This is a genomic window from Aquimixticola soesokkakensis (assembly GCF_900172375.1).
Classification (GTDB): Bacteria; Pseudomonadota; Alphaproteobacteria; order Rhodobacterales; family Rhodobacteraceae; genus Aquimixticola; species Aquimixticola soesokkakensis.
Window position 1 is genome coordinate 42,153 of record NZ_FWFS01000011.1, and the last position, 21,278, is coordinate 63,430.

The 21,278-nt window shown below is 63.5% G+C and carries 21 protein-coding genes and 1 riboswitch; of the genes, 8 read left to right on the top strand and 13 right to left on the bottom strand.

What is annotated here, in order from left to right:
- Positions 1 to 3 precede the first annotated feature (3 nt).
- From AQS8620_RS14075 to AQS8620_RS14085, 3 genes are all read left to right on the top strand, one after another.
- Positions 4 to 771, top strand: a complete 768-nt coding sequence (locus AQS8620_RS14075; protein WP_085837660.1) for a triose-phosphate isomerase — start codon at positions 4 to 6, stop codon at positions 769 to 771.
- A 24-nt stretch (positions 772 to 795) separates the two neighbouring features.
- Positions 796 to 1,251, top strand: coding sequence for a D-erythrulose-4-phosphate isomerase (gene derI / locus AQS8620_RS14080; protein WP_085837661.1), 456 nt, complete (start codon positions 796 to 798; stop codon positions 1,249 to 1,251).
- A 220-nt stretch (positions 1,252 to 1,471) separates the two neighbouring features.
- Positions 1,472 to 1,616, top strand: a riboswitch (FMN riboswitch).
- 67 nt (positions 1,617 to 1,683) lie between these two features.
- Positions 1,684 to 2,160 (top strand): 6,7-dimethyl-8-ribityllumazine synthase, encoded by a 477-nt coding sequence (locus AQS8620_RS14085; RefSeq protein ID WP_085837662.1) that lies wholly within the window; start codon positions 1,684 to 1,686, stop codon positions 2,158 to 2,160.
- Here the strand turns inward: AQS8620_RS14085 and AQS8620_RS14090 are convergent, their stop codons facing one another.
- The 7 genes from AQS8620_RS14090 to AQS8620_RS14120 all read right to left on the bottom strand — a co-directional run bounded on the left by AQS8620_RS14090 (position 2,161) and on the right by AQS8620_RS14120 (position 8,975).
- Positions 2,161 to 3,150, bottom strand: a complete 990-nt coding sequence (locus AQS8620_RS14090) for an FUSC family protein (protein ID WP_085837663.1) — start codon at positions 3,148 to 3,150, stop codon at positions 2,161 to 2,163.
- A gap of 126 nt (positions 3,151 to 3,276) precedes the next feature.
- On the bottom strand, positions 3,277 to 3,699 hold the full coding sequence (locus AQS8620_RS14095; protein ID WP_085837664.1) for a thioredoxin family protein: 423 nt from the start codon (positions 3,697 to 3,699) through the stop codon (positions 3,277 to 3,279).
- A gap of 12 nt (positions 3,700 to 3,711) precedes the next feature.
- Positions 3,712 to 4,425 carry a cytochrome c biogenesis CcdA family protein gene (locus AQS8620_RS14100; RefSeq protein WP_085837759.1) on the bottom strand — a complete coding sequence of 238 codons (714 nt, stop codon included), beginning with the start codon at positions 4,423 to 4,425 and terminating at the stop codon, positions 3,712 to 3,714.
- A gap of 219 nt (positions 4,426 to 4,644) precedes the next feature.
- The gene (locus tag AQS8620_RS14105) at positions 4,645 to 5,616 is read right to left on the bottom strand and encodes a D-ribose ABC transporter substrate-binding protein (RefSeq protein ID WP_085837665.1); all 972 of its coding nucleotides are present in this window, start codon (positions 5,614 to 5,616) and stop codon (positions 4,645 to 4,647) included.
- Between the two features lie 103 nt (positions 5,617 to 5,719).
- Positions 5,720 to 6,769, bottom strand: a complete 1,050-nt coding sequence (locus AQS8620_RS14110; RefSeq protein WP_085837666.1) for an ABC transporter permease — start codon at positions 6,767 to 6,769, stop codon at positions 5,720 to 5,722.
- A gap of 20 nt (positions 6,770 to 6,789) precedes the next feature.
- The gene (locus AQS8620_RS14115) at positions 6,790 to 8,310 is read right to left on the bottom strand and encodes a sugar ABC transporter ATP-binding protein (RefSeq protein WP_085837667.1); all 1,521 of its coding nucleotides are present in this window, start codon (positions 8,308 to 8,310) and stop codon (positions 6,790 to 6,792) included.
- Positions 8,307 to 8,975 carry a DUF2291 family protein gene (locus AQS8620_RS14120; protein WP_085837668.1) on the bottom strand — a complete coding sequence of 223 codons (669 nt, stop codon included), beginning with the start codon at positions 8,973 to 8,975 and terminating at the stop codon, positions 8,307 to 8,309. Before AQS8620_RS14120 ends, AQS8620_RS14115 begins: the two co-directional genes overlap by 4 nt.
- A 353-nt stretch (positions 8,976 to 9,328) precedes the next feature.
- Here AQS8620_RS14120 and AQS8620_RS14125 point away from each other — a divergent pair, with 353 nt between their 5' ends.
- The 5 genes from AQS8620_RS14125 to AQS8620_RS14145 all read left to right on the top strand — a co-directional run bounded on the left by AQS8620_RS14125 (position 9,329) and on the right by AQS8620_RS14145 (position 15,487).
- Complete coding sequence (locus tag AQS8620_RS14125) at positions 9,329 to 10,945, top strand: FGGY-family carbohydrate kinase (protein ID WP_085837669.1); 1,617 nt, start codon at positions 9,329 to 9,331, stop codon at positions 10,943 to 10,945.
- Entirely contained in the window at positions 10,942 to 12,453 is a 1,512-nt protein-coding gene (locus AQS8620_RS14130; RefSeq protein ID WP_085837670.1) for a glycerol-3-phosphate dehydrogenase, read from the top strand. Before AQS8620_RS14125 ends, AQS8620_RS14130 begins: the two co-directional genes overlap by 4 nt.
- A gap of 1 nt (position 12,454) precedes the next feature.
- On the top strand, positions 12,455 to 13,387 hold the full coding sequence (locus AQS8620_RS14135; RefSeq protein WP_085837671.1) for a sugar phosphate isomerase/epimerase family protein: 933 nt from the start codon (positions 12,455 to 12,457) through the stop codon (positions 13,385 to 13,387).
- A gap of 64 nt (positions 13,388 to 13,451) precedes the next feature.
- The gene (locus AQS8620_RS14140; protein WP_085837672.1) at positions 13,452 to 14,408 is read left to right on the top strand and encodes a sugar-binding transcriptional regulator; all 957 of its coding nucleotides are present in this window, start codon (positions 13,452 to 13,454) and stop codon (positions 14,406 to 14,408) included.
- A 65-nt stretch (positions 14,409 to 14,473) separates the two neighbouring features.
- Positions 14,474 to 15,487: a LysR family transcriptional regulator gene (locus tag AQS8620_RS14145; RefSeq protein WP_234990499.1), complete on the top strand. Its 1,014-nt coding sequence runs from the start codon at positions 14,474 to 14,476 to the stop codon at positions 15,485 to 15,487.
- Positions 15,488 to 15,553: 66 nt separating this feature from the next.
- On the opposite strand, the gene AQS8620_RS14150 is transcribed toward AQS8620_RS14145, so the two are convergent.
- The 6 genes from AQS8620_RS14150 to AQS8620_RS14175 all read right to left on the bottom strand — a co-directional run bounded on the left by AQS8620_RS14150 (position 15,554) and on the right by AQS8620_RS14175 (position 21,162).
- Positions 15,554 to 16,810 (bottom strand): TRAP transporter large permease, encoded by a 1,257-nt coding sequence (locus AQS8620_RS14150; protein ID WP_085837674.1) that lies wholly within the window; start codon positions 16,808 to 16,810, stop codon positions 15,554 to 15,556.
- Between the two features lie 10 nt (positions 16,811 to 16,820).
- The gene (locus AQS8620_RS14155) at positions 16,821 to 17,366 is read right to left on the bottom strand and encodes a TRAP transporter small permease (RefSeq protein WP_085837675.1); all 546 of its coding nucleotides are present in this window, start codon (positions 17,364 to 17,366) and stop codon (positions 16,821 to 16,823) included.
- Positions 17,367 to 17,380: 14 nt separating this feature from the next.
- Positions 17,381 to 18,352: a TRAP transporter substrate-binding protein gene (locus AQS8620_RS14160; RefSeq protein ID WP_085837676.1), complete on the bottom strand. Its 972-nt coding sequence runs from the start codon at positions 18,350 to 18,352 to the stop codon at positions 17,381 to 17,383.
- Positions 18,353 to 18,489: 137 nt separating this feature from the next.
- Entirely contained in the window at positions 18,490 to 19,245 is a 756-nt protein-coding gene (locus AQS8620_RS14165) for an SDR family NAD(P)-dependent oxidoreductase (protein ID WP_085837677.1), read from the bottom strand.
- A gap of 25 nt (positions 19,246 to 19,270) precedes the next feature.
- Positions 19,271 to 20,299 (bottom strand): transketolase family protein, encoded by a 1,029-nt coding sequence (locus AQS8620_RS14170; RefSeq protein WP_085837678.1) that lies wholly within the window; start codon positions 20,297 to 20,299, stop codon positions 19,271 to 19,273.
- Positions 20,296 to 21,162, bottom strand: coding sequence for a transketolase (locus AQS8620_RS14175; protein ID WP_085837679.1), 867 nt, complete (start codon positions 21,160 to 21,162; stop codon positions 20,296 to 20,298). Before AQS8620_RS14175 ends, AQS8620_RS14170 begins: the two co-directional genes overlap by 4 nt.
- Between the last annotated feature and the right edge of the window lie 116 nt (positions 21,163 to 21,278).

The following is a 21,278-nucleotide window of genomic DNA, read 5'->3' on the forward strand; positions in this document are numbered from 1 at the left end:
ACTATGACACATCCCGCCTTCTGGATCGGCACAAGCTGGAAAATGAACAAAACGCTGGCGCAGGCGCAAAGCTTTGCCCGCGCTTTGCAGTCCGCCGATGCAGCGCGCGACCCGCGCATCCAGCGCTTTGTGATCCCCCCCTTCACCATGGTGCGCGAGGTAAAACAGATCCTCGCCGACACCTCGGTCAAGGTCGGGGCGCAAAACATGCACTGGGCCGATGCGGGGGCGTGGACGGGCGAAGTGTCCCCCCTCATGCTCACCGATTGCCATCTGGATATTGTCGAACTCGGCCACTCCGAGCGGCGCGAATTTTTCGGGGAAACGGACGAAACCGTTGGCCTGAAAACACAAGCCGCCGTGCGCCACGGTCTGGTGCCGCTGATCTGCATCGGCGAGACGCTGGACCAGCGCAACGCGGGCCGCGCCAGCGCGGTGCTGGAAGCCCAGGTGCGGGCCGCTTTGGGCAAGCTCGACGCCGATCAAAAAGCCGCGCCGATCCTGCTGGCCTATGAACCGGTCTGGGCGATTGGCGAAAACGGCATTCCGGCGACCAGCGATTATGCCGATGCCCGTCACGGTGAAATCATCGCCGTGGCACAGGAGGTTCTGGGGCAAACCCTGCCCTGCCTCTACGGCGGATCGGTCAATCCAGACAATTGCGAAGAACTCATTTCCTGCCCGCATATCAACGGCTTGTTTATCGGCCGCTCGGCATGGAACGTCGAGGGCTACCTCGACATCCTCGCAAAATGCAGCGCCAAAATCTGACCCATTCCTGAGGAGGACACGACCATGAAAATCGCGATTGCCGGTGATAGTGCGGGCGAAGAGCTTGCCAAGATTCTCGCCCAATACCTGTCCAACAGCCATGAGGTCGCGGAAATTTCGCGCACCGAATCCGGCCCTGACGCCTTTTATGCCAACCTCTCGGACCGCGTGGCGACGGCTGTTCTCGATGGCACTTATGAGCGCGCCATTCTGATCTGCGGCACCGGCATCGGCGTCTGTCTGGCGGCCAACAAAGTGCCCGGAATCCGCGCCGCGCAGTGCCACGACACCTATTCCGCCGCCAAAGCCGCCACTTCCAACAACGCCCAGATCATCACGATGGGTGCGCGGGTGATCGGCGCGGAACTTGCCAAAGATATCGCCGACAGCTTTCTCAATGCGGCCTTCGACCCCGCAGGCCGCTCGGCCACCAATGTCGAGGCCATCAACACTGTCGATGCGAAATACCACAGCGCCTAGATCGACAGGCCGCCCCCGTCGGCGTGGCGGTGATCCTATGCCTTCGCGCAGACCTATCCCTCAAGACCGCGCGGCTTGCGAGCCCGCACAGGCCGGACCTTTCCTCCCGAAGGTCCGGCCTTTTTGGTGATTTTTTCATCAAAACAGCACATTGCACCCTCAATCAAAAAACGCACAGCTCCTGTGCCTTTACCCCAAGGCGCCGGCGCGATATTTATCGTCCTGTTCTCAGGGCGGGGTGAAATTCCCCACCGGCGGTGATAGCCCGCGAGCGCGCAAAACCCCGGCAAAAGGGGCACTGCGGTCAGCAGATTTCGGTGGAATTCCGAAGCCGACGGTTACAGTCCGGATGGGAGAGGATGAACACGTGGCACCCCCGTCACCGTGATCCTTATGCTCTGGGATTTAGTCTATGTTGCAAGGAGCAATTCGATGACTCAATCCCTGTCTTTCGCTTTTATTTCCGCCAGTTGGCACGCCGATATCGTCGATCAGGCCCGCAAGGGTTTCGAGGCGCGCATCCGCGAGACCCTCCCCGATGCGGTGATTGATACATTCGCGGTTCCGGGCGCTTTCGAAATGCCGCTGGTCGCCAAGAAACTCGCGCAAACCGGCAAATACAGCGCCATCGCCGCCGGCGCGCTTGTGGTCGATGGTGGCATCTACCGCCATGAATTCGTTGCGCAATCCGTGGTGCAGGGGTTGATGGATGTCGGGCTCGAGACGGGCATTCCGGTGCTCTCGGTCTCCCTCACGCCCCATCATTTCCAGCCCACTGAGGACCATCAGGCGTTCTTCTTTGACCATTTCGAGGGCAAGGGGCGCGAAGCCGCAAACGCTGCGCTGCAACTTGCCGCTTTGGAGGGCCGCCTGACGGCCACGCCGCTGCGCGACACCTCCGCCGCCTGATCAGCGCGCCACGCGTCCCAGCACCAGCCGCACGATCACAGCCGCACCGATCAGCGCCGCGCCCGAGGGGCCGGCGCTGGCCACAATGTCGCGGTCCAGGCCCAATTGGGCGACCAGCAAAAAGCCGATATTGGCATCGATTGCGATGCCTGCCGTGCGCGGGGCGGCGCGCAAAAACGACCCCGCAAGCAGGATCGCGCCCAGCACCCCGCCAAAGAGCAGCGGCCCGGGGGCTGCGTACCAGATCAACGCGCTGAACCCCCAAGCCACCAGAACCCCGATCACCGTCCCCGGCACAACCCCGCGCAGGAAGGGGCCGGGATCATGCATGGAAGCCCCGAGCGCGGTCAAAATCGCCAACCCCATGCCCGCCACCATCACGGGCTGCGAGGGCAAAGCAACCAGAACCAGCGCGCTGCCGGTTGCCGCCGCGAACATCACCGCCCCGCGGACCAGCGCGCCCCGCAGCGGGCGCACGCCAACAACCGCCTGCGTGCCGGGGGCGCTCTGGGTGCTTGGGGGGATCTGCGCCTTGGGGCGATACATCACGACCGAAATGCACAGCACCCCGATCAGCGTGGCGATCACACGATCGACCGCATGGGCCAAGGGGCTTGGCGGACCGGCAAGATAGGGCAGAATGATCACCACCAGCGTGATCGCGCTCACCGTCGCGCCGTAGCTGCGATGCGCGGGCAGGCGCTGCGCCGCGATGACACAGAGCGCGCAAAGCCCCCCCGCGGCAAGGCTGAGCGCCACGGGGTCTTGCACCTGCGATAGCAGCGCAAGCCCGATGCCCGCCCCCACCAGCGTTCCCACGATCCGCATCAGGCTGCGATTCAACAGGTCACTGCCCTGTCGCTGCGCAATCACCCAGATCGGAATGCCCGCCCAATAGGCGTGCTCCAACCCCAAGGTCATCGCCACGCTCAAGGCCACCGCGGCGGCCGCGAAGAGTTTCAGCGCGGTGCGCACCACCTCCTGCGTCATCGCGCAGCGCCCCGCAGCGTCCTAAAGGCAGGGAAGAGAAGGGCAAAAGCACGCATAACGAGGATGGGTCCGGTTCAAAAAGCTCCCCTTCCTTTGCCACAGTTGCGCAGCGCGCCCAAGATGAAACTAGCGAGCGGCGTTCAGCGCCTTGTCCATCAGGGCCTTGATATCGTCGCGCGCCGTGCCCGCAACGATGCGGCCCAACTCGGTGTCGCCCTGCAAGGCCACCAGCGTCGAGCGGCGCGGGATGTTGAGGTCACGCGCGATCGGCGCGCGCCCGTAGTCGTCCCAATCGACCGTGATGAAGGTCACCTTTTGCGCATAGGCCGGATTTTGCGCCTTGAGCGCCGCCATCACCCGATCCTGCGCAGCGCAGGTCGAACACCAGCTTGCCCAGAAATCCAGAAAGACCACCTTGCCCTCGGCCAGCGCTGTTTCCACCACGCCGGGACTGTAGAACACCCGCTCGGGCGCGGGATCAGCCGCAAGGCCCAGCTGCGGCACCGCCACAAGCGTGGCCGCAGAAATCAAAAAAGCACGTCGTTGCATCGTCGCATTCCTTTACAAAATGACAGAGAAATCAATCAGCCATGCGGGCAGATTTTGGATGAGATAGGCGTCAACCAGATGGTTGAGCCGGAAAAACAACGCCAGCCCGACAAGGACGAACACCGCGCCCAGAACGGGTTTGGACCGCGCCGCCAACCGGCGCATCAGCCCCATGTTGCGCGACAGCCACGCGCGCGCACCATAGGCCAGCGCCAGGATCAGCGTGCTCACCCCAAGGGCAAAGGCGACCATGATCGCCCCCGCGCGCCACAGGTCCTGCCCCTGGCTCGCCAGCGCGATCGCCGCGCCCAGCGTCGGCCCGATGCAGGGGCTCCAGACCGCGCCCAACAGGGCACCCCCCGCGGCTTGCCCTGCCAAACCGCGCTTGGCCGTGGCGTCGATCCCCGCATCGGCGCGCGCCGCCAATCCGGCACTGGCGCGGGCGAACAGGCCGCCAAAACTCGGCACCAGCATCACCAGACCAAAGGCCACCATCACCACCGCCGCCCCGCGCGACACCACATCTTCGGTCACCCCAAGCGCGGGGCCAAGGCTCGCAACCCCCAATCCCAGCGCCACAAAGCTGACGCTCATGCCCGCCGCCAAAGCCAGCGGCGCCCGCCGGTCGGCCTGCAAGGACGCGGCGATGACAATCGGCAGCACCGGCAGAACGCAGGGGTTGATCAGGGTCAACAGCCCCGCAAGATATCCAAAAATCAGGTCCAAACGGGCCTCCTTATCACGCGCGCTCACGGTCCCTGACCAATTTTGCGCAGCTCGAAACCATACGGCGCAGCGCGCCCCCCGGATCACAATGCGAGCCCATTGGTCTTAGCGGCCAATACGCGCAGGGTGGAAAAATGTTACACCCCTCACACAGCCGTGAACGCGAAAAAGCCCCGCGCATCGCTGCACGGGGCCAGATCCTGCTTTGAACGCAATGACTTATTCGGACAGAACGAAAGGCGCTGTGTACATGTCCGCATTGTCTTGGGTGATCAAAAGACAGTCGAACAACTGCTTTTCGGTCTCGACCATGGGCGTGCCGTTCTTGATGTAGTGATCGGCCTGACGCACCGCCGCTTCGGAAAACACCGCGACCGGCTGAAGCACCGTATAGGCCAATTCGCCCGCTTTGACCGCATCCACCGCATCGGGCGAGCCGTCGAAACCACCCACGATCACGCCGTCCATTTTGCCCGCTTCCTTGAGCGCCGCAATCGCGCCCAAAGCCATTTCATCGTTGCCCGCGATCACCGCGTCGATGCTGTCATTGGCCTGGATGATCGATTGCATTTTGGTGTAGCCCTGGGTGCGGTCCCAATTGGCCACTTCCTCGGCCACTTGCGTCAACTCGGGGTACTGCGAGATGACGGTTTTATAGCCGTTGGAACGGGTCGCGGCGTTGTTGTCCGACGGGTTGCCAAAGAACTCGACGAAATTGGCCGCCTCGTTTTCCATGAACCGCGGCGAGGTGGTGACAAGGTCAACCCACTGGATCGCGCCCATCGCCGCACCCTGGGCGTTGTTGGACACCAGCTGCGCAATCGCAAGGCCGGATTCGTTGATTTCGGCGTTCACCAGAAACACGGGGATGTCGGCCGCAATCGCCTTTTTCACCGCCCCGATGGAGCCATCGGCATTGGCCGGATCAAGGATGATCGCCGCCGCCTTATTGGTGATCGCCGTGTCGATCAGCGTGCTTTCGGCGTTGGTGTCGCCCTTATGCGCCGACACGCTTGCCTCATAGCCCAGCTCGATCGCGGTGGCTTTGGCCACTTCGCCTTCCGTGAACCAATAGGGGTTGGCAGGGTCGTTGACGATGATCGAAATCAACCCTTCCGCCCAAGCGCCCCCCGCCATCAGCGGCAAGGTGGCAACACCGATCAAAAGCGCGCGTTTGGTCATTTTCAACATGTGGTTCTCTCCCGTTTGAAAAAATCTACCGGATCTCCGGTGGTGGTTTCACGCTGGCGCCTCCTCGCGCCAATCTGTCGTGAAAATTGTCTGTACGGCCGCCCTAGCGCTTGCGGGGCCCGCCGTACTGGATGGAATTGAGCAGAACAGCGAGCACGATCACCGCGCCGGTGAAAACCGTCTGCCAATAGGCCGAGACGCCGATGATCACGAGACCGTCCGACAGGAAGCCGATCACAAAGGCCCCCAGCACCGTGCCCAGCACCGTGCCGCGCCCCCCCGTCAGCGCCGCGCCGCCAATGACCACCGCCGCAATCGCCGTCAATTCGTAGGTGGTGCCCGCAGTCGGCCCCGCCGAGGTCAGTTGCGAACTCAACACCAGCCCCGCGATAGAGGCACAGACCCCCGACAGCACATAGACGATGATCTGCACGCGCTTGACCGGAACGCCGGACAGTTGCGCCGCCCGCTCGTTCCCGCCCGAGGCATAAAGCCAGCGCCCGAAAGCCGAGCGGGTCAACATCACCGCCGTTGCAACCGCCAGCACCGCAAAGATGATCACCCCGATGGGCACATTGGCCAGACGGTTGAACCCGAGCCAGTCAAAGCCCGTGTTGCCAAATGAGGCGTCGCCCGAAAGATTGTTGTAGGTCAGCCCGTTGGTCATCAACAACCCGATGCCGCGCGCCACATAGAGCGAGCCAAGCGTGGCGACAAAGGCGGGCACTTTGAAAAAGGCGACCAGCACGCCGTTCACCAGACCCACGGTCGCGCCCACGCAGAGCGTCAGCACCACAACGGCCCAGACCGGCGGGTATAAAATCACGCCATTCGCGCCCAAACCGCCCAGTTCGACGCCCTGCATCAACCATCCCGCAAAGACGCCCGACAGGCCCAGCACCGAGCCGACCGACAGGTCGATGCCGCCGTTCAGGATCACCAGCAACATGCCGATGGCGAGCAGGCCGAAAATGGCCACGTGGTTGGACATGATCAAAAAGTTGCCCAGCGAGGCATAGTTGGGCGACAGCGACGAAAACGTCACGATGATCGCGATCAGCGCAAAGAACGCCCGCCCTTCCAGAAGGATCTTGATCAGGCTGAACCCGCCGCTGTTCTTGGCCGCGGAGCCGTTGGTGGTCAGTGCCGACATTGTGGCGTCTCCCTGAATTTCTATGCGACCAATTGCTCGCCAGAGGCGGCCATGATGGCTTCTTTTGTGGTGGTGTGGGGGAAGGTGGCGGAAATCTCGCCCCGCCGCATGACGATGATGCGATGGGCAATCGACAGACATTCGCTGACCTCCGAGGTGGTGTAGACCACCGCCAGCCCCGCTTTTGCGCGCTCGGCCAACAGGCGGAACACCTCGGCCTTGGCACCGATATCGATCCCGCGCGACGGCTCGTCCAGCATGATGACCGTGGGGTCGGTGACCAGCATCTTGCCGATGACAACCTTTTGCTGGTTACCCCCCGACAGCGACCCGATGGGCGCATTCGGCCCATCGGTTTTGACCGTCACATCGCGGATACTGTCGCGCACGATCACCTCTTCGTCGCGCCGCGAGGTGAAGATCCCCCGCGTGAAATTCCTGATCGAGGCCAGCGACAGATTGCGCCCGACACTCATCGTCTGCACCAGACCGTCGCGTTGGCGATCTTCGGGCACCAACACCAGCCCGGCGTTGATCCGCTGCGCGATGGACAGGCGCGACACGTCGCGACCGTGCAATTCCACATGGCCTGCCACCGCTTTCAAGCGGCCCGCCGCGCATTCCATCAACTCGGTGCGCCCCGCGCCCATCAGCCCGTAGATGCAGACGATCTCGCCCGCGCGCACCTCAAGGTCCATCGCGTCCACCGCCAGCCCGCCCGCATGAGAGGCCACCGAAAGCCCCTTGATCGCCAGCGCAGGCGCGCCGAAATCATAGCCCTGCGGCGGGCTGCCAAGGTCGAAATTCTCCCCCACCATGTTGCGCACGATCCATTCCAGATCGATCTGCGCGCGCGGCGCATAGGCGGTCATCGCCCCGTCGCGCAGCACCACGGCGTGATCGGTGATGGTCAGCGCCTCTTCGAGGTGGTGGGAAATATAGACAATGGACACGCCCTTGGCCTTGAGGTCGCGGATTACCTTGAACAGCACCTCGACTTCGGCGGCCGACAGGGCAGAGGTGGGTTCGTCCATGATCAGAATGCGCGCATCCACCGACAAGGCCCGCGCGATTTCAACGATCTGCTGCTGGCCGAGGCGCAGGTCCTCGACACGCGCCAGCGGATCGATGTCTTCCTCAAGTTCGGCCATCAGCGCGCGCACCTGCCGCTCCTCCTCGGCGTAATCCACACCAAAGGCACCTTTGATTTCGCGGCCCATGAAAATATTGTCGCGCACACTCAGGTTCGGCGCGAGCGACAGTTCCTGATGGATGATGCAAATGCCGCGGGCCTGCGCCTCGGTCGTCGAGCCCAAGACAACGGGCACACCGTCCAGAATGATCTCCCCCGAGGTCGGTTTCTGCACCCCCGACAGGATCTTCATCAAGGTCGATTTGCCCGCACCGTTTTCGCCAAACAGCGTGGTGACAAGGCCATAATGCACATCGAAATTAACCCCCTTGAGCGCCTGAACAGGCCCAAAGGATTTTGCCACATCGCGCGCGGCCAGCACCACATCACCGGTTTTCACAGCGCTCATGGCTGCACCTCGAAGGCCACCGGCGTGATCATCCAGTTGCGCGGGTTGATCAAGGTGAACGCCCCCGTCAGGGTCACCGTCCGACCGCTCAGGCTGTCGCGCTCCAACCCTTGCAAAACCTCTGCCGCCATCGCGCGGTTCAACCCCGCCCCCGCATCCTGATATTCGATCTGGTTGGTGAACTGGCCAAAGGCGATGTCGCCGGTGATGTCGCGCAAATCGGTGCCGTTGATCGCAGGTCCGGTCTGCACCCGCAGCTTGATGGTGTCGGGCACCCCCGCCACGGTCAGATCGAACACCCCCGAGCGCGCATCGCCCAAAGTACCGGTCAGCGTGACGGGCATCACCGCCCCCATGCCCGCCTTGGTGCCAAAGGCCTCGATCGCGGCGGCCTTGTCGGCGGCAATCGCAGCCGCCAGATCGCCAGCCGGTTGCGCCCGCGCCAAAACCGCGTCGCGGATCCGTGGAAATTCGCTTGTGCCAAAGCTGTCAGGATTAAAGGCCTGCACGCGCAGATCGTCCTGCGACCCCACATGCACCACTTTCGTATCGAGCGCGATGGCCCCCAAAAGCGCGACCGCGCAGAGCGGCAGCACGAACCGCGCCTTGCCGCGCCCTTTGGGCGAAACCCGCGCATCCTGCGATGGTGTGGCGCTTGTGGTCATAACGTTGCTCCCTCAAATGCACGGCGCAGCGCGCTAAACCCGCCCCGCCGCCGACAGCGCCCGCAAGCACCGCCTCTCCTGATCCCGAGAGAAAGACGCCCGCGGCGTCCGTCTCCTCCCCTGTTGCGCCCCTGTGGTCTCCTCCCCAGCGGCGCAGGATGAGGACAGGGCAACCGCCCGACTCCTCACCGCGTCTTGCCCTCACCGTAAGTGAAAAAAATATCTTTGTCTGCAAAAAAATTCACACGGCGGAAATTCTTTGTGCTAGAACCAATCCCAACAGATCGGACCAGCGCTGGAGGAGCGCCGCTTTGATCCGCCCTCATACCGGGGCGCAAAAGGGAGGACACCGCATGGGCAGGCCCTGCGACATCATTATCGGCATTGACGCCGGCACCTCGGTGATCAAGGCCGTCGCCTTTGATCTGCAGGGCACGCAACTGGCCAGCAGCGCCGTGCGCAACCGCTACCAGATGGGCGATGCGGCCAGCGGCACCAACCGTGCCGCCACGCAGAACCTCGCCCAGACATGGGCCGATTGCGCCAGCGCGCTGCGCGGGCTTGGCGACAAGGTAGAAGGGCTGGCCGCGCGCTGCGTGGCCCTGTCGGTGACGGGCCAGGGCGATGGCACCTGGCTGATCGACGCGGCAGGCGAGGCGGTGGGCGATGCCTGGCTCTGGCTGGACGCAAGAGCGGCCCCCACGGTCGAAACCCTCAGCCAAAGCCCGCAGAACCGCGCGCGCTTCGAAGCGACAGGCACCGGATTGAACACCTGCCAGCAAGGCGCGCAGATGGCGCATATGGACCGCCACCACCGCGACCTGCTGGACCGCGCCACCACGGCCTTCCACTGCAAGGACTGGGTGTTTTTCAACCTGACCGGCCTGCGCGCCACCGACCCTTCCGAGGCGTCGTTTACCTTTGGCGACTTTCGCACCCGCCAGTATAGCGACACGGTGATCGAGGCGCTCGGCCTTGCGCATCGCCGCGCGCTTTTGCCCGAAATCATCGACGGATCGCGGCGCACCGTGCCTCTGTGTCCGCGGGCCGCACTGGCCAGCGGGCTGCGCGCGGGCACGCCTGTGTCCCTTGGCTATGTGGATATGGTGATGACCGCCTTGGGCGCGGGCGTCCACACGGGGGATGCGGGCACGGCCTGTTCCACCGTGGGATCAACCGGCGTTCACATGCGGGCGGTTCACGCCGATCAGGTCCACCTGAACGCCGCTGGCACCGGCTATGTCATCTGCCTGCCGGCGCCCGATCTGGTCACCCAGGTTCAAACGAATATGGCCGCGACGCTCAATCTGGATTGGGCGCTGGAACTTGCCGCAACCCTGCTTGCGGAATTCGGCACCCAGGTCACCCACGCGCAAATGGTTGCCAGGATCGACGACTGGATGGCGCGCACCACTCCCGCGCAGCTGGTCTACCACCCCTATATTTCCAAAGCGGGCGAGCGCGGGCCGTTTATCGACGCCGAGGCGCGCGCCAGCCTCATCGGCCTCTCCTCGGATCACGGCTTTGCCGAGCTGATCCGCGCGGTGATCGAGGGACTGGGCATGGCCGCGCGCGATTGCTACAGCGCGATGGGCGCCATGCCGCGCGAGCTGCGGCTCACCGGCGGGGCGGCGCGCTCGAACGCCCTGCGCGGCGTGCTGGCCGCAAGCCTGAACACCCCCGTGCGCGTGTCCCAACGCGCCGAAGCCGGTGCGGCAGGCTGCGCGATGATGGCCGCCGTGGCCATCGGCGCCTACGGCGACATGGACGCCTGCATCGCGCAATGGGTCACCCCCCTTCTGGGCGCGCCCGAAGCGCCCGATCCGACCCTGACCCGGCGCTATTCGCAACTTTTCGACAGCTACACGCGCAGCCGTGACGCTCTTGCCCCCCACTGGGGCGGGCTTGCGCAGCTGCGCGCCAACACCCGTCGCACCCGCGACGTCTTGCAAAAGGACATCCCCCAATGAGCACCCCCCAACAGGTCGATCTTTTTGTGATTGGTGGCGGCATCAACGGCGCCGGATTTACCCGCGACGCCGCCGGCCGCGGACTGTCGGTCGTTCTGTGCGAAAAGGACGACCTCGCCGAAGGCACCTCGTCGCGCTCGGGCAAACTCGTGCACGGCGGATTGCGCTATCTTGAATATTACGAATTCCGGCTGGTGCGCGAGGCGCTGATCGAACGCGAAGTGCTGATGAACGCCGCGCCCCATATCATCTGGCCGCTGCGCTTTGTGCTGCCCCACTCGCCGCAGGACCGCCCCGCGTGGCTGGTACGGCTGGGGCTGTTTCTCTACGACCACCTTGGGGGGCGCAAGAAATTGCCCGGCGCGCGGACGCTCAACCTGCGCCGCGACCCCGAAGGCGCGCCGATCCTCGATCACTACCCGCGCGGCTTTGAATATTCCGACTGCTGGGTCGATGACGCCCGCCTCGTGGTGCTGAACGCCCTGGACGCCGCCGAGCGGGGCGCCACCGTCCTGACCCGCTCCCCCGCCGTGTCCGCGCGCCGCGAAAACGGGATGTGGCACATCACCACCCAGGACAAAACCAGCGGCGAGACCCGCGATTTCACCGCCCGCCTGCTGGTCAATGCCGCAGGCCCCTGGGTCACGGATGTGCTCACCCGTGTGGCGGGGGCCAATTCCGCGCGCAATGTGCGGCTGGTCAAGGGCTCGCATATCATCACCCGCAAATTCTGGGAGGGGCCGCACAGCTACCTCGTGCAAAACACCGACAAGCGGGTGATTTTCATCAATGCCTATGAGGGCGACAAGGCGCTGATCGGCACCACCGATATCGCCTATGAAGGCCGCGCCGAAGATGTGTCCTGCGATCCGGCGGAAATCGACTATCTGCTGGGGGCGGTGAACCGCTATTTCAAGGAAAAGCTGACCCCCGAGGATGTCATCGAAACCTTCTCCGGTGTGCGCCCGCTGTTCGACGACGGGCAGGGCAACCCCTCTGCCGTAACGCGCGACTATGTGTTTGATCTCGACGACACGGGCGGCGCGCCCCTGCTCAACATCTTTGGCGGTAAAATCACCACCTACCGCGAACTGGCCGAACGCGGGATGCATAAAATCGCCCATGTTTTCCCGGCCCTCAAGCCCGACTGGACCGCCACAGCCCCCCTGCCCGGCGGTGACATGGAAAACGCCGACTACGATCTGTTTCGCAACAAGCTGAAAACCGACTACCCGTGGATGCCGCGCGAATTGCGCGAATATTACGGACGCCGCTATGGCACCCGCACCGCGCGGATTGTGGGAGAGGCGCGCACGATCAGCGGCCTTGGCCGGCATTTCGGCGCGCATCTCTACGAGGCCGAAGTGCGCTACCTCGTGGCGCATGAATGGGCCCGGACCGCCCAGGATGTGATCTGGCGGCGCACCAAGAACCGTCTGGATATGTCCGAGGCGCAAATCGCCGCCTTCACCACATGGTTCGACACCAGTTTCGCCAAGGAGGCCTGACATGGCGCTCACCCTTTCGCTCAACACCAATCCGCTGGTCAACCGCTTTGCCGAGCCTGCCGATCTGATCGACACCACCGCGCGCGACCTGCGCATCCGCGATCTGCAACTCACCCATGAATTCATCAACCCCGGCTGGCCCGCGCCGCTGATCCGCCGCCTCACCCGCGACATGGACCGCGCCTGCGCGCGCACCGGCGTGCGGGTGACCTCGGGCATGACGGGCCCCTACGGGCGGCTCAACCATTTCGGTCACCCCGACCCCGATGTGCGGCGCTACTACGTCGACTGGTTCAAAACCTTTGCCGATATCATCGCCGATCTGGGCGGCACTTCGGTGGGCACCCAGTTTGCGATCTTCACCTACCGCGATTTCGATGACGCCGCGCGGCGCGAAGAGCTGATCAAGATCGCGATCGAGTGCTGGGCCGAGGTCGCAGAACACGCCAAAGCCGCCGGCCTGTCCTATGTATTCTGGGAACCCATGTCGGTGGGGCGCGAATTCGGCGAAACGATTCCCGCCGCTCTGGCCCTGCAAAAACGCCTCACGCAGGCGCGGATGGCCGTGCCGATGTGGATGATGGCCGATATCGACCACGGCGATGTGACCTCGCCCGATCCAAATGACACCGACCCCTACGCCTGGGCGCGCGCGGTGCCGCCTGTGTCGCCGATCATCCACATCAAACAATCGATGACGGATAAATCGGGCCACCGCCCCTTCACCGAGGCCTTCAATGCCAAGGGCGCGATCCAGCCCGATCCGCTGCTGGCGGCCTTCGCCAAAGGCGGCGCGCGCGACAATGAAATCTGCCTCGAACTGTCCTTCAAGGAACGCGAGCCCAACGACCGTCAGGTCATCGCCGACATCGCGCAAAGTATCGCCTTTTGGGCGCCCCATATCGACAGCGGTGCGCAGGACCTGCGCATATAAGCCTGCCTCTTGACGCCATCAGACCCAAAGCCGCATAAGGATTAACGCCCGTAAAGGAACCCGCATGGCCCGCGACCGCACCAGCCCCGATAGCGACTACTCCCTCGCCATCCGCGCGGCCTGGCTGCATTATGTCGGCGGGCTGACGCAGGCCAAAGTCGCCAAAAAGCTTGGCGTTCCCTCCCTCAAGGCGCATCGTTTGATCGCGCGCGCAGTGGCAGAGGGCGCGGTCAAAGTATCCATCGACAGCGACATCACCGAGTGTATCGAACTTGAAGACCGCCTCAGCACCGCCTTTGGCCTCGACACCTGCGAAATTGCCCCCGATCTGGGCGAAGAGGGCGTGCCCTTCAAAACCCTCGCCCTCGCGGGGGCCGAGCGGCTGAAACGCTGGCTCGACACGGGCAACCATCCGGTGATCGGCATCGGCCACGGGCGCACGCTCGCAGCCGCCGTGCGCGCCATGCCGCGCCACGAAACCACCGGCCTCAGCTTTGTGTCGCTGCTGGGCGGGCTGACGCGCAATTTCGCCGCCAACCCGCACGACGTGATGCATCTTCTGGCCGAAAAAACCGGCGCGCGCGCCTATGTCATGCCGGTGCCCTTTTTCGCCAATACCACGCAGGACCGCCACGTTCTGCTGTCCCAGAACGGCGTCAAGGATGTGTTCGAGATCGCCCAGAATGCCACCCTCAAAGTGGTCGGCATCGGCACGGTGGACGCCCATACCCAACTGGTGACCAGCGGCATGATCGAGCAATCGGAAATCACCCAGATCAGCGAAGCTGGCGGCGTGGGCGAAATGCTGGGCTATTTTTTCGACGACGCCGGCAACCGCCTCGAAACCCCGCTGACCGAGCGCACGCTGGCCGTGTCGCTGGATGCGGGCAAGACCGAACGCATCGTGGCGCTCGCCGGCGGCCCTGCCAAGGTCCCCGCCCTGCGCGCCGTCCTGAAATCGGGTTGGCTGTCGGGGCTGATCACCGACGAGGCCACGGCACGCGCCCTGCTTGCGGACTGAAACCTTGTGAAGCTGTCGTTCAGACGCCTCAAAGCCCAGCTTCCCAAAGACAGCGGCGCAGGCGCGTGGTATCAGACCCCATGGTCAATGATTTCAACCTCAACGCAATGAACTATTTCGAGGCGGTCGCCCGCCTTGGCGGCGTCACCAAAGCCGCCGAGGAACTGCGCGTCTCGCCCTCCGCCGTCAGCCAGCAGATCCGCCAGCTCGAACAGCAATTCGGGGTGCGCCTGTTTCGCCGTGAAAAACGCCGCCTCTTGCTGACGCTCGATGGCGAGCGCCTGTTCCAGACCACCACGCAGGCGTTCCGCATGATGCGCGATGTGCGCTCGGCCATCCAGCGCCAGCGCGAGAACCGCCATTTCAACATCCGCGTCTCGCCGTCTTTTGCGGTGCGCTGGCTGGGACCGCGGGTCAAAGCCTTTCTCGACCATTGCCCCGACTGGGATCTGCGCATCGACGCCGCGCCGAATTTTTCCGACTTCGAAACCGAGGTTGTCGATCTCGATCTGCGCTATGGCGAGGGGCAGTGGTCCGGCCTTCACACCGAATGCATGGTGCATGATGTGGTGCTGCCGATGTGTTCGCCCGACTATCTTGCCACCCTGCGCGCCGCCTCAAACGATCCCATCGGGCAGTTGCGCGCCGCGCGGCTGATCGATTCCGTCAAAACCCACTACCGCTGGGATTTCTGGCTCGCGCAGCGCGGGGTGATGGGCGAACGCATGATCTATCCGCTGCGCTTTGACCGCTCCTCGATGGCGCTGCAACTGGCGGTGGATGGCGGCGGTGTGGTGCTGGAAAGCTCGACCTTGGCGCTCAATGAACTGGAAAGCGGCGCGCTTGTGCCCCTCTCGACCGCCTTCGAGGCGATCCGCTTTCCCGCCTATTGGATCGCTTGCCCGGCGCGCCACACCAACCGGCGGATCGTGCGGATTTTCTCGGACTGGATGCGCAGCGAAGGCCGCCTGCACGATGCACGCGCCGCCGCGCTGATCACCCGCCTTGGCTGTCGCATCCGCGATGAAACCGGTCCTCAAGTCCCCGGCGCGCAGTTCATCGGCCCTCTGCCCGAATAGACCCTAACCCAGCGGTTAGAGCCACATCGCAAAGCCCCCCGCACAGGATGCAGGGGGCTTTTCGCTTTAGTAGATCGTCAGGAACGGCACGAAGGAGATCAGCAACAACACCGCCACCGCCATGAGGTAAAAGGGCACCAGCGCCTTGACCACCGCGCCTATTCGCGCCTCGGCAATCGCCGCCGAGATGAACAGCGTTGTGCCAACAGGTGGCGTGTAAAGCCCCACGGCCAGGTTCACGACCATCATCAGCCCGAGCTGCACAAGGTCCAGACCGATCGCCTGCGCGATGGTGACAAACAGCGGCCCCAGCAGCAGCACCGCTGCGGGAAGGTCCAGAAATGTGCCCACGATCAACATGATCACATTCATCGCCAGAATGACCATCCACGGCTCGCTGAACACGCCCGTCACCCACATCGCCATCATCTGCGGCGTGCGCTCGGCGGTCAGCATCCACTGGATGGCCGAGGAGGCCATGATGATCAACATCACCGCGCCGGTCATCGTGCCGGTTTCCACCATGGCTTTCCAGATCGTCTTGCGGTCCAGATCCCGGTAGATCACCCCCGACACCAGCAAGGCATAGGCCACCGCCATGACCGAGACTTCGGTCGGGGTCGCGATGCCAAAGCGCAGCGTGCCGATGACGAAAATCGGCATGACCAGCGCGGGCAGCGCATGGACCAGTTCTTTGCGATAGGCGCGAAACCCACCGGGCATCGGCGCCGTCGGCAAGCCGAGGCGTTTGGCGACGAACCACACGCAGCTGAACATGCCAAGGCCGAGCATCACACCGGGCAAAATCCCCGCCACGAAGAGGTCGATGATCGAGGTATTGGACACCAACCCGTATAAAATCAGCGGGATCGAGGGCGGGATCAGCACCGACACGGTCGAGGAGGAGGCATTGACCGCCGCCGCAAAGCCGCGCGGATAGCCCTCTTTGACCTGCACGGGGATCAGCGCGTTGCCAAGTGCGGAGGCATCGGCAACCGCCGAACCGGACACGCCGCCAAACATCACCGACCCGATGATCGACACCTGCGCCAGCCCGCCTTTGAAGCGGCCCACAAACAGCTTGGCGATATTGACCAGATGTTTACCGAAAGTGCCCGACATCATCAGACTGCCGGCCAGAATGAAAAACGGGATCGCGAGCATGGGAAAGCTTTGGGTGGGCGAATAGAGCCGCTGGGCAATCACCGCCATCGGCTTGTCGTTTGCCCAAAGGGCAACACCCGTGGCCCCGATCATCGCCTGCCCCACGGGCACCGAGATCACGAGGAAAACGGGGAACAACCAGATAAGAAGTTTGACCATCTGTGCGCTCCTAGCTGAAACTGGTTTGGGTCGGATCGACCATGGGATCTTCGTAGGCAAACGCACCGCGCAGCGCGGCCAACCCTGCGTTCAGCGCCATCGCGCCAAAGGTGTAGTACAGGCTGAGGTAGCCCCAATATTGCGTCACGGGAATGCCCGACAGCCGCTGGAATTTCGCGGCGTTGATGATCGGCCCGCTGGTGCGCAGCACACCAATCGCAATGGCGCAGATCAGCACACAGACCAGCACCCAAAGCGCGCGGCGCAGGCTGGGCGGCAGGATGTCGACCAGCACCGTCACGCTGATATGGCGCGATTTGACCGAGGCCACGACAACGCCGCCTGCGACCAGCCACGGGAACAGGATCGCGTGGATTTCATAGGCCCAGGCCATGCCCTCGCCAAACACATAGCGCAGCACGACATTGGCCAAAAGCGCGGCAAAGGCCGCCGTCAGGGTCACGCCGATGATCAGCGCGCCGGAGGTTTCCAGCACACGGTCCACCGCGCCGCTGACGCGCAAAAGAAGGCGGCCAAAGCCGCCTCCTTCGCTCATGGATGGCTTGGCCGTCACTGCGTGGCCTCACGCAGGGTGGCGATCAGATCCCCGAACTGGCCTTCGTATTTTTCATAAACCGGTGCGGTGGCGTCGATAAAGGCCTGACGATCCTCGACTTCGGCAAAAATCGCGCCCTCGGCCGCCATGGTTTCGCGCAGCGCAGCGCCCTGCATCAACGACTGGCCGCGCTGATACCAACCCGCGGACTTGGCCGCACCCTGGATACAGTCCTGCGTGGCCTCATCCAGACCCGACCACCACACCATCGACGCCAGAACCGGCGTCGATTCATATTTGTGGCCGGTGAGCGTGATGTAGGGGGTGATTTCATGCAGTTTGGCCGAATAGATATTGGTCAGCGGATTTTCCTGACCGGCAAACACACCCGATTGCAAAGCGGTGGGCAGTTCGGACCATGCCAGCGGCGCAGGCGAGGCCCCCAGAGCTTCGAAAGTGGCAATCGTCACCTCGTCGGACGGCGTGCGGATCTGCATGCCTTCCAGATCGGCAGGGGTCGGCACGTTCTTGTCGACGTGGCTGACGTGGCGGATGCCGTTGTCCCAGAACGTCAGCACCTTCAGGCCCGCCATCTGCGCCTTTTCGTCGATCATGTCGCCGACTTCGCCGTCAACCACCGACCACACCGCGGGCAGATCGGCAAAGAGGAACGGCAGGCCAAGCATCCCGACTTCGGGCACGATTTGCGCCAGCGGCCCCTGGCTGTTGGCGGTGATCTGGATCACGCCCGCCGAGGTCGAGGTCAGCATTTCAACGTCATTGCCCAGCGTCGCGGAGGCGGCCACGTTCACGGTCGTCTCGCCAGCGGTGCAGGCCGGCACAAGGGCCGCAAACATCTGCGCGGCGTCATAGCGCGGATTGCCCGGGTTCGCGCCATGGGCAAAAATGATTTCATCGGCAAAGGCGGGGGTGGCCGTGGCCAAAAGCGTCGCGCCCAACAGAACAGATTTGATCGGATTTTTCATTGTCTTCTCCCTAAATGAAAGCGGTCTCCTCGCCGCTTTTGCCGGATTGGTCCGACGGGTGCTGCCCCCGTATCTAAACGGGAAGAGCAGCGCGGGCCAGCCGCCGCACAGGCGAAAGCCAGCCAAAAACTTATGGCTTAGTGAATAAGCGATCCGCCGTTCACATCGACTTCGGTGCCGGTGCAATAGGCCGACAGATCGGAGGCAAGGAACAGCGCGCAGCCCGCCACATCAAGGGCGGTGCCTGCCCGGCCCATCGGGATGCCCTCAAGCACGGAAGCGCGCTGCGCATCGGTGAGTTTACCGGCGGTGATGTCGGTGGCGATAAACCCGGGGCACAGCGCGTTCAAGCGGATGCCATCGGGCGCAAGTTCGCGCGCCATCGCCTTGGTCAGGCCCAGAATGCCCGCCTTGGCCGCCGAATAATGCGGCCCGCCAAAGATGCCGCCGCCGCGCTGTGCGGACACGGAGGACAGGTTGACGACCGACCCGGATTTGCGCGAGCGGAAATGCGGGATCAGCGCCTGCGTCATGTACAAAGTGCCGCGCAGGTTCACATCCAGCACGTCCTCGTAGTTCTTGGGGCCGATCTCCATGATCTTGAGCGGCTGGGTGATGCCGGCGTTATTCACCAGAATATCCACCGCGCCCCATTTGGCGACCAGCGCATCCGCCGCCGCCTGACAGGCGGCCAGATCGGTGACGTTGCAGGCCAGACCCACATGCCCCGCGCCCGGCAGATCGGCCGCAGCCGCTTCGGCCTGCGCCAGATCGAGGTCCAGAATGGCCACCGTCGCGCCATGTTCGGCAAACAGCTTTGCCGTTGCCTTGCCCAAACCGCGCGGGCTGGCCGCCCCCGTCACCACGGCGAATTTTCCGTCCAAAAGTCCCATTGTCTTCTCCCTTTTCGTGCGGCTGTCACAGCCAGCTTTTGATCTGGTCCGCCACTTTTTCAGTGCTCAAACCGTACATGTCGTGCAGCGTGGGCAGCGCCCCCGCTTCCAGAAACTGATCGGGCAAACCGATCTGGCGGAACGTCGGCGTGACACCGGCGCGCAGCAATGTGCCCGCCACGGCTTCGCCCAGACCGCCCACCACCGTGTGGTTTTCCGCCGTCACCAGCAGACGCCCCTTGCCCGCTTCGCGCAGGATCGTTTCGCTATCGAGCGGCTTGATCGTGGGGCAATGCAGCACCGCCACATCCACCCCGTCTTTGGCAAGCCGTTCGGCGGCATCCAGCGCGCGCATGGTCATGATGCCGCTCGACACCACCAACACATCACCGCCCTCGCGGATCATCTGCGCGCGCCCCAGTTCGAACCGGTAGTCCGGCTTGTAGCGCGGGATGACATTGGCCACCTTGCCGCGCAGCAGGCGGGCATAGACCGGACCGTCATGGGCAATCATCGCAGGCACCATCTGGGTCACATCCGCCGCGTCGCAGGGGTCGATGATCGTGAGGTTCGGCAGGCCGCGAAAGATCGCCAGATCCTCGCTCGCCTGATGGCTCGGACCATAGCCCGTGGTCAGCCCCGGCAGGCCGCACACGATTTTGACCGGCAGGTTTTCCTCGGCAATCGCCATGCAAATGAAATCATAGGCGCGGCGCGAGGCAAAAACCGAATAGGTCGTGGCAAAGGGAATGAACCCCTCATGCGCCAGCCCCGCCGCCGCCGACATCAACAGCTGTTCGGCCATGCCCATCTGGTAAAACCGGTCGGGATTTTCCTGCGCGAAGATGTGCAGATCGGTGTATTTCGCCAGATCGGCACTCAGCCCCACGATCCGCGGATCGTCCTTGGCCGCCGCATTCAGCGCATGGCCAAAGGGGGCAGAAACCGTGTCATAGCCTTCGGCGGCAAGCGAGGCGATCATCGCAGAGGTCGCAACTTTCACCTCTGGCACTTTGCGCGGTTCATATTTACGCGCGCGGGCAAGAGCGGTCATGCGGGGACTCCCTGATCCAGAATTTCAAGGGCTTTCGTCCATTCATCCGCCTCGACGCGCACAAAATGGTTGCTTTCGCGCGCCTCCAGAAACGGCACGCCCTTGCACATCAACGTGTTGCAAATGATCACGCGCGGCCCTTTGCCCGCATGGCTGCGCGCCGCGTCAAAGGCCGCGACCAGCGCGTCGATGTCGTTGCCATCCACCTCTTGGGCGAACCAGCCGAAGGCCTCCCATTTGGGCGCCTCTGCCCCGACCGCCAAAGCCGCGCGCGTCGGCCCGTCGGCCTGCTGGTTGTTGAAATCGACGAGGCAAATCAGGTTGTCGAGCTGCCACTGGGTCGCGGACATCACCGCCTCCCATGTCGACCCCTCGCCCAACTCGCCATCCGACATCAGGTTGTAGACGAATTGGTCGCCGCCCTTGCGTTTGAGGCCCAAAGCCATGCCCACCGCAATGCCCAGCCCATGGCCCAGCGACCCGCCGGTGATTTCCATTCCCGGCGTGTAAGAGGCCATGCCCGACATCGGCATCCGGCTGTCATCCATGCCATAGGTGGCGATCTCGTTTTCGGGCAACACATCGGCCTCGATCAACGCGGCATAGAGCGCGATGGCGTAATGGCCGATGGACAGCAAGAACCGGTCGCGCCCCTCCCATTCGGGATCGCGCGCCCGCAGCGTCAGCGCATGGAAATAGGACACCGCCAAAACATCCGCCACGCCAAGCGCCTGACCGACATAGCCCTGCCCCTGCACTTCGCCCATCTGCAAAGCCTTGCGCCGAATTCCCCAGGCGCGGCGTGCCAGTGACACGTTCAAGCGCGGGTTTGACGACGGCAAAGCCGCTGTTTCCTGTGACATGATCCCTCCCCCGATGCGCCTCCAACGCCGCATCTGTTGCCCTGACCATGCCCTCGGGGCGGTCGAAATTAAAAGAAAGAATCCTTACAGACATGTGAAGAATTTCTAAACAACTT

What these genes read in the sequence shown, in the direction of transcription:
- AQS8620_RS14130 (WP_085837670.1), top strand. Translation starts at nt 10,942, where the DNA reads ATGAGCACCCCCCAACAGGTCGATCTTTTTGTGATTGGTGGCGGCATC.
- AQS8620_RS14090 (WP_085837663.1), bottom strand. Translation starts at nt 3,150, where the DNA reads ATGACGCAGGAGGTGGTGCGCACCGCGCTGAAACTCTTCGCGGCCGCC.
- AQS8620_RS14095 (WP_085837664.1), bottom strand. Translation starts at nt 3,699, where the DNA reads ATGCAACGACGTGCTTTTTTGATTTCTGCGGCCACGCTTGTGGCGGTG.
- AQS8620_RS14125 (WP_085837669.1), top strand. Translation starts at nt 9,329, where the DNA reads ATGGGCAGGCCCTGCGACATCATTATCGGCATTGACGCCGGCACCTCG.
- AQS8620_RS14075 (WP_085837660.1), top strand. Translation starts at nt 4, where the DNA reads ATGACACATCCCGCCTTCTGGATCGGCACAAGCTGGAAAATGAACAAA.
- AQS8620_RS14120 (WP_085837668.1), bottom strand. Translation starts at nt 8,975, where the DNA reads ATGACCACAAGCGCCACACCATCGCAGGATGCGCGGGTTTCGCCCAAA.
- AQS8620_RS14165 (WP_085837677.1), bottom strand. Translation starts at nt 19,245, where the DNA reads ATGGGACTTTTGGACGGAAAATTCGCCGTGGTGACGGGGGCGGCCAGC.
- AQS8620_RS14115 (WP_085837667.1), bottom strand. Translation starts at nt 8,310, where the DNA reads ATGAGCGCTGTGAAAACCGGTGATGTGGTGCTGGCCGCGCGCGATGTG.
- AQS8620_RS14170 (WP_085837678.1), bottom strand. Translation starts at nt 20,299, where the DNA reads ATGACCGCTCTTGCCCGCGCGCGTAAATATGAACCGCGCAAAGTGCCA.
- AQS8620_RS14160 (WP_085837676.1), bottom strand. Translation starts at nt 18,352, where the DNA reads ATGAAAAATCCGATCAAATCTGTTCTGTTGGGCGCGACGCTTTTGGCC.
- AQS8620_RS14155 (WP_085837675.1), bottom strand. Translation starts at nt 17,366, where the DNA reads ATGAGCGAAGGAGGCGGCTTTGGCCGCCTTCTTTTGCGCGTCAGCGGC.
- AQS8620_RS14085 (WP_085837662.1), top strand. Translation starts at nt 1,684, where the DNA reads ATGACTCAATCCCTGTCTTTCGCTTTTATTTCCGCCAGTTGGCACGCC.
- AQS8620_RS14140 (WP_085837672.1), top strand. Translation starts at nt 13,452, where the DNA reads ATGGCCCGCGACCGCACCAGCCCCGATAGCGACTACTCCCTCGCCATC.
- AQS8620_RS14110 (WP_085837666.1), bottom strand. Translation starts at nt 6,769, where the DNA reads ATGTCGGCACTGACCACCAACGGCTCCGCGGCCAAGAACAGCGGCGGG.
- AQS8620_RS14150 (WP_085837674.1), bottom strand. Translation starts at nt 16,810, where the DNA reads ATGGTCAAACTTCTTATCTGGTTGTTCCCCGTTTTCCTCGTGATCTCG.
- AQS8620_RS14175 (WP_085837679.1), bottom strand. Translation starts at nt 21,162, where the DNA reads ATGTCACAGGAAACAGCGGCTTTGCCGTCGTCAAACCCGCGCTTGAAC.
- AQS8620_RS14105 (WP_085837665.1), bottom strand. Translation starts at nt 5,616, where the DNA reads ATGTTGAAAATGACCAAACGCGCGCTTTTGATCGGTGTTGCCACCTTG.
- derI (WP_085837661.1), top strand. Translation starts at nt 796, where the DNA reads ATGAAAATCGCGATTGCCGGTGATAGTGCGGGCGAAGAGCTTGCCAAG.
- AQS8620_RS14135 (WP_085837671.1), top strand. Translation starts at nt 12,455, where the DNA reads ATGGCGCTCACCCTTTCGCTCAACACCAATCCGCTGGTCAACCGCTTT.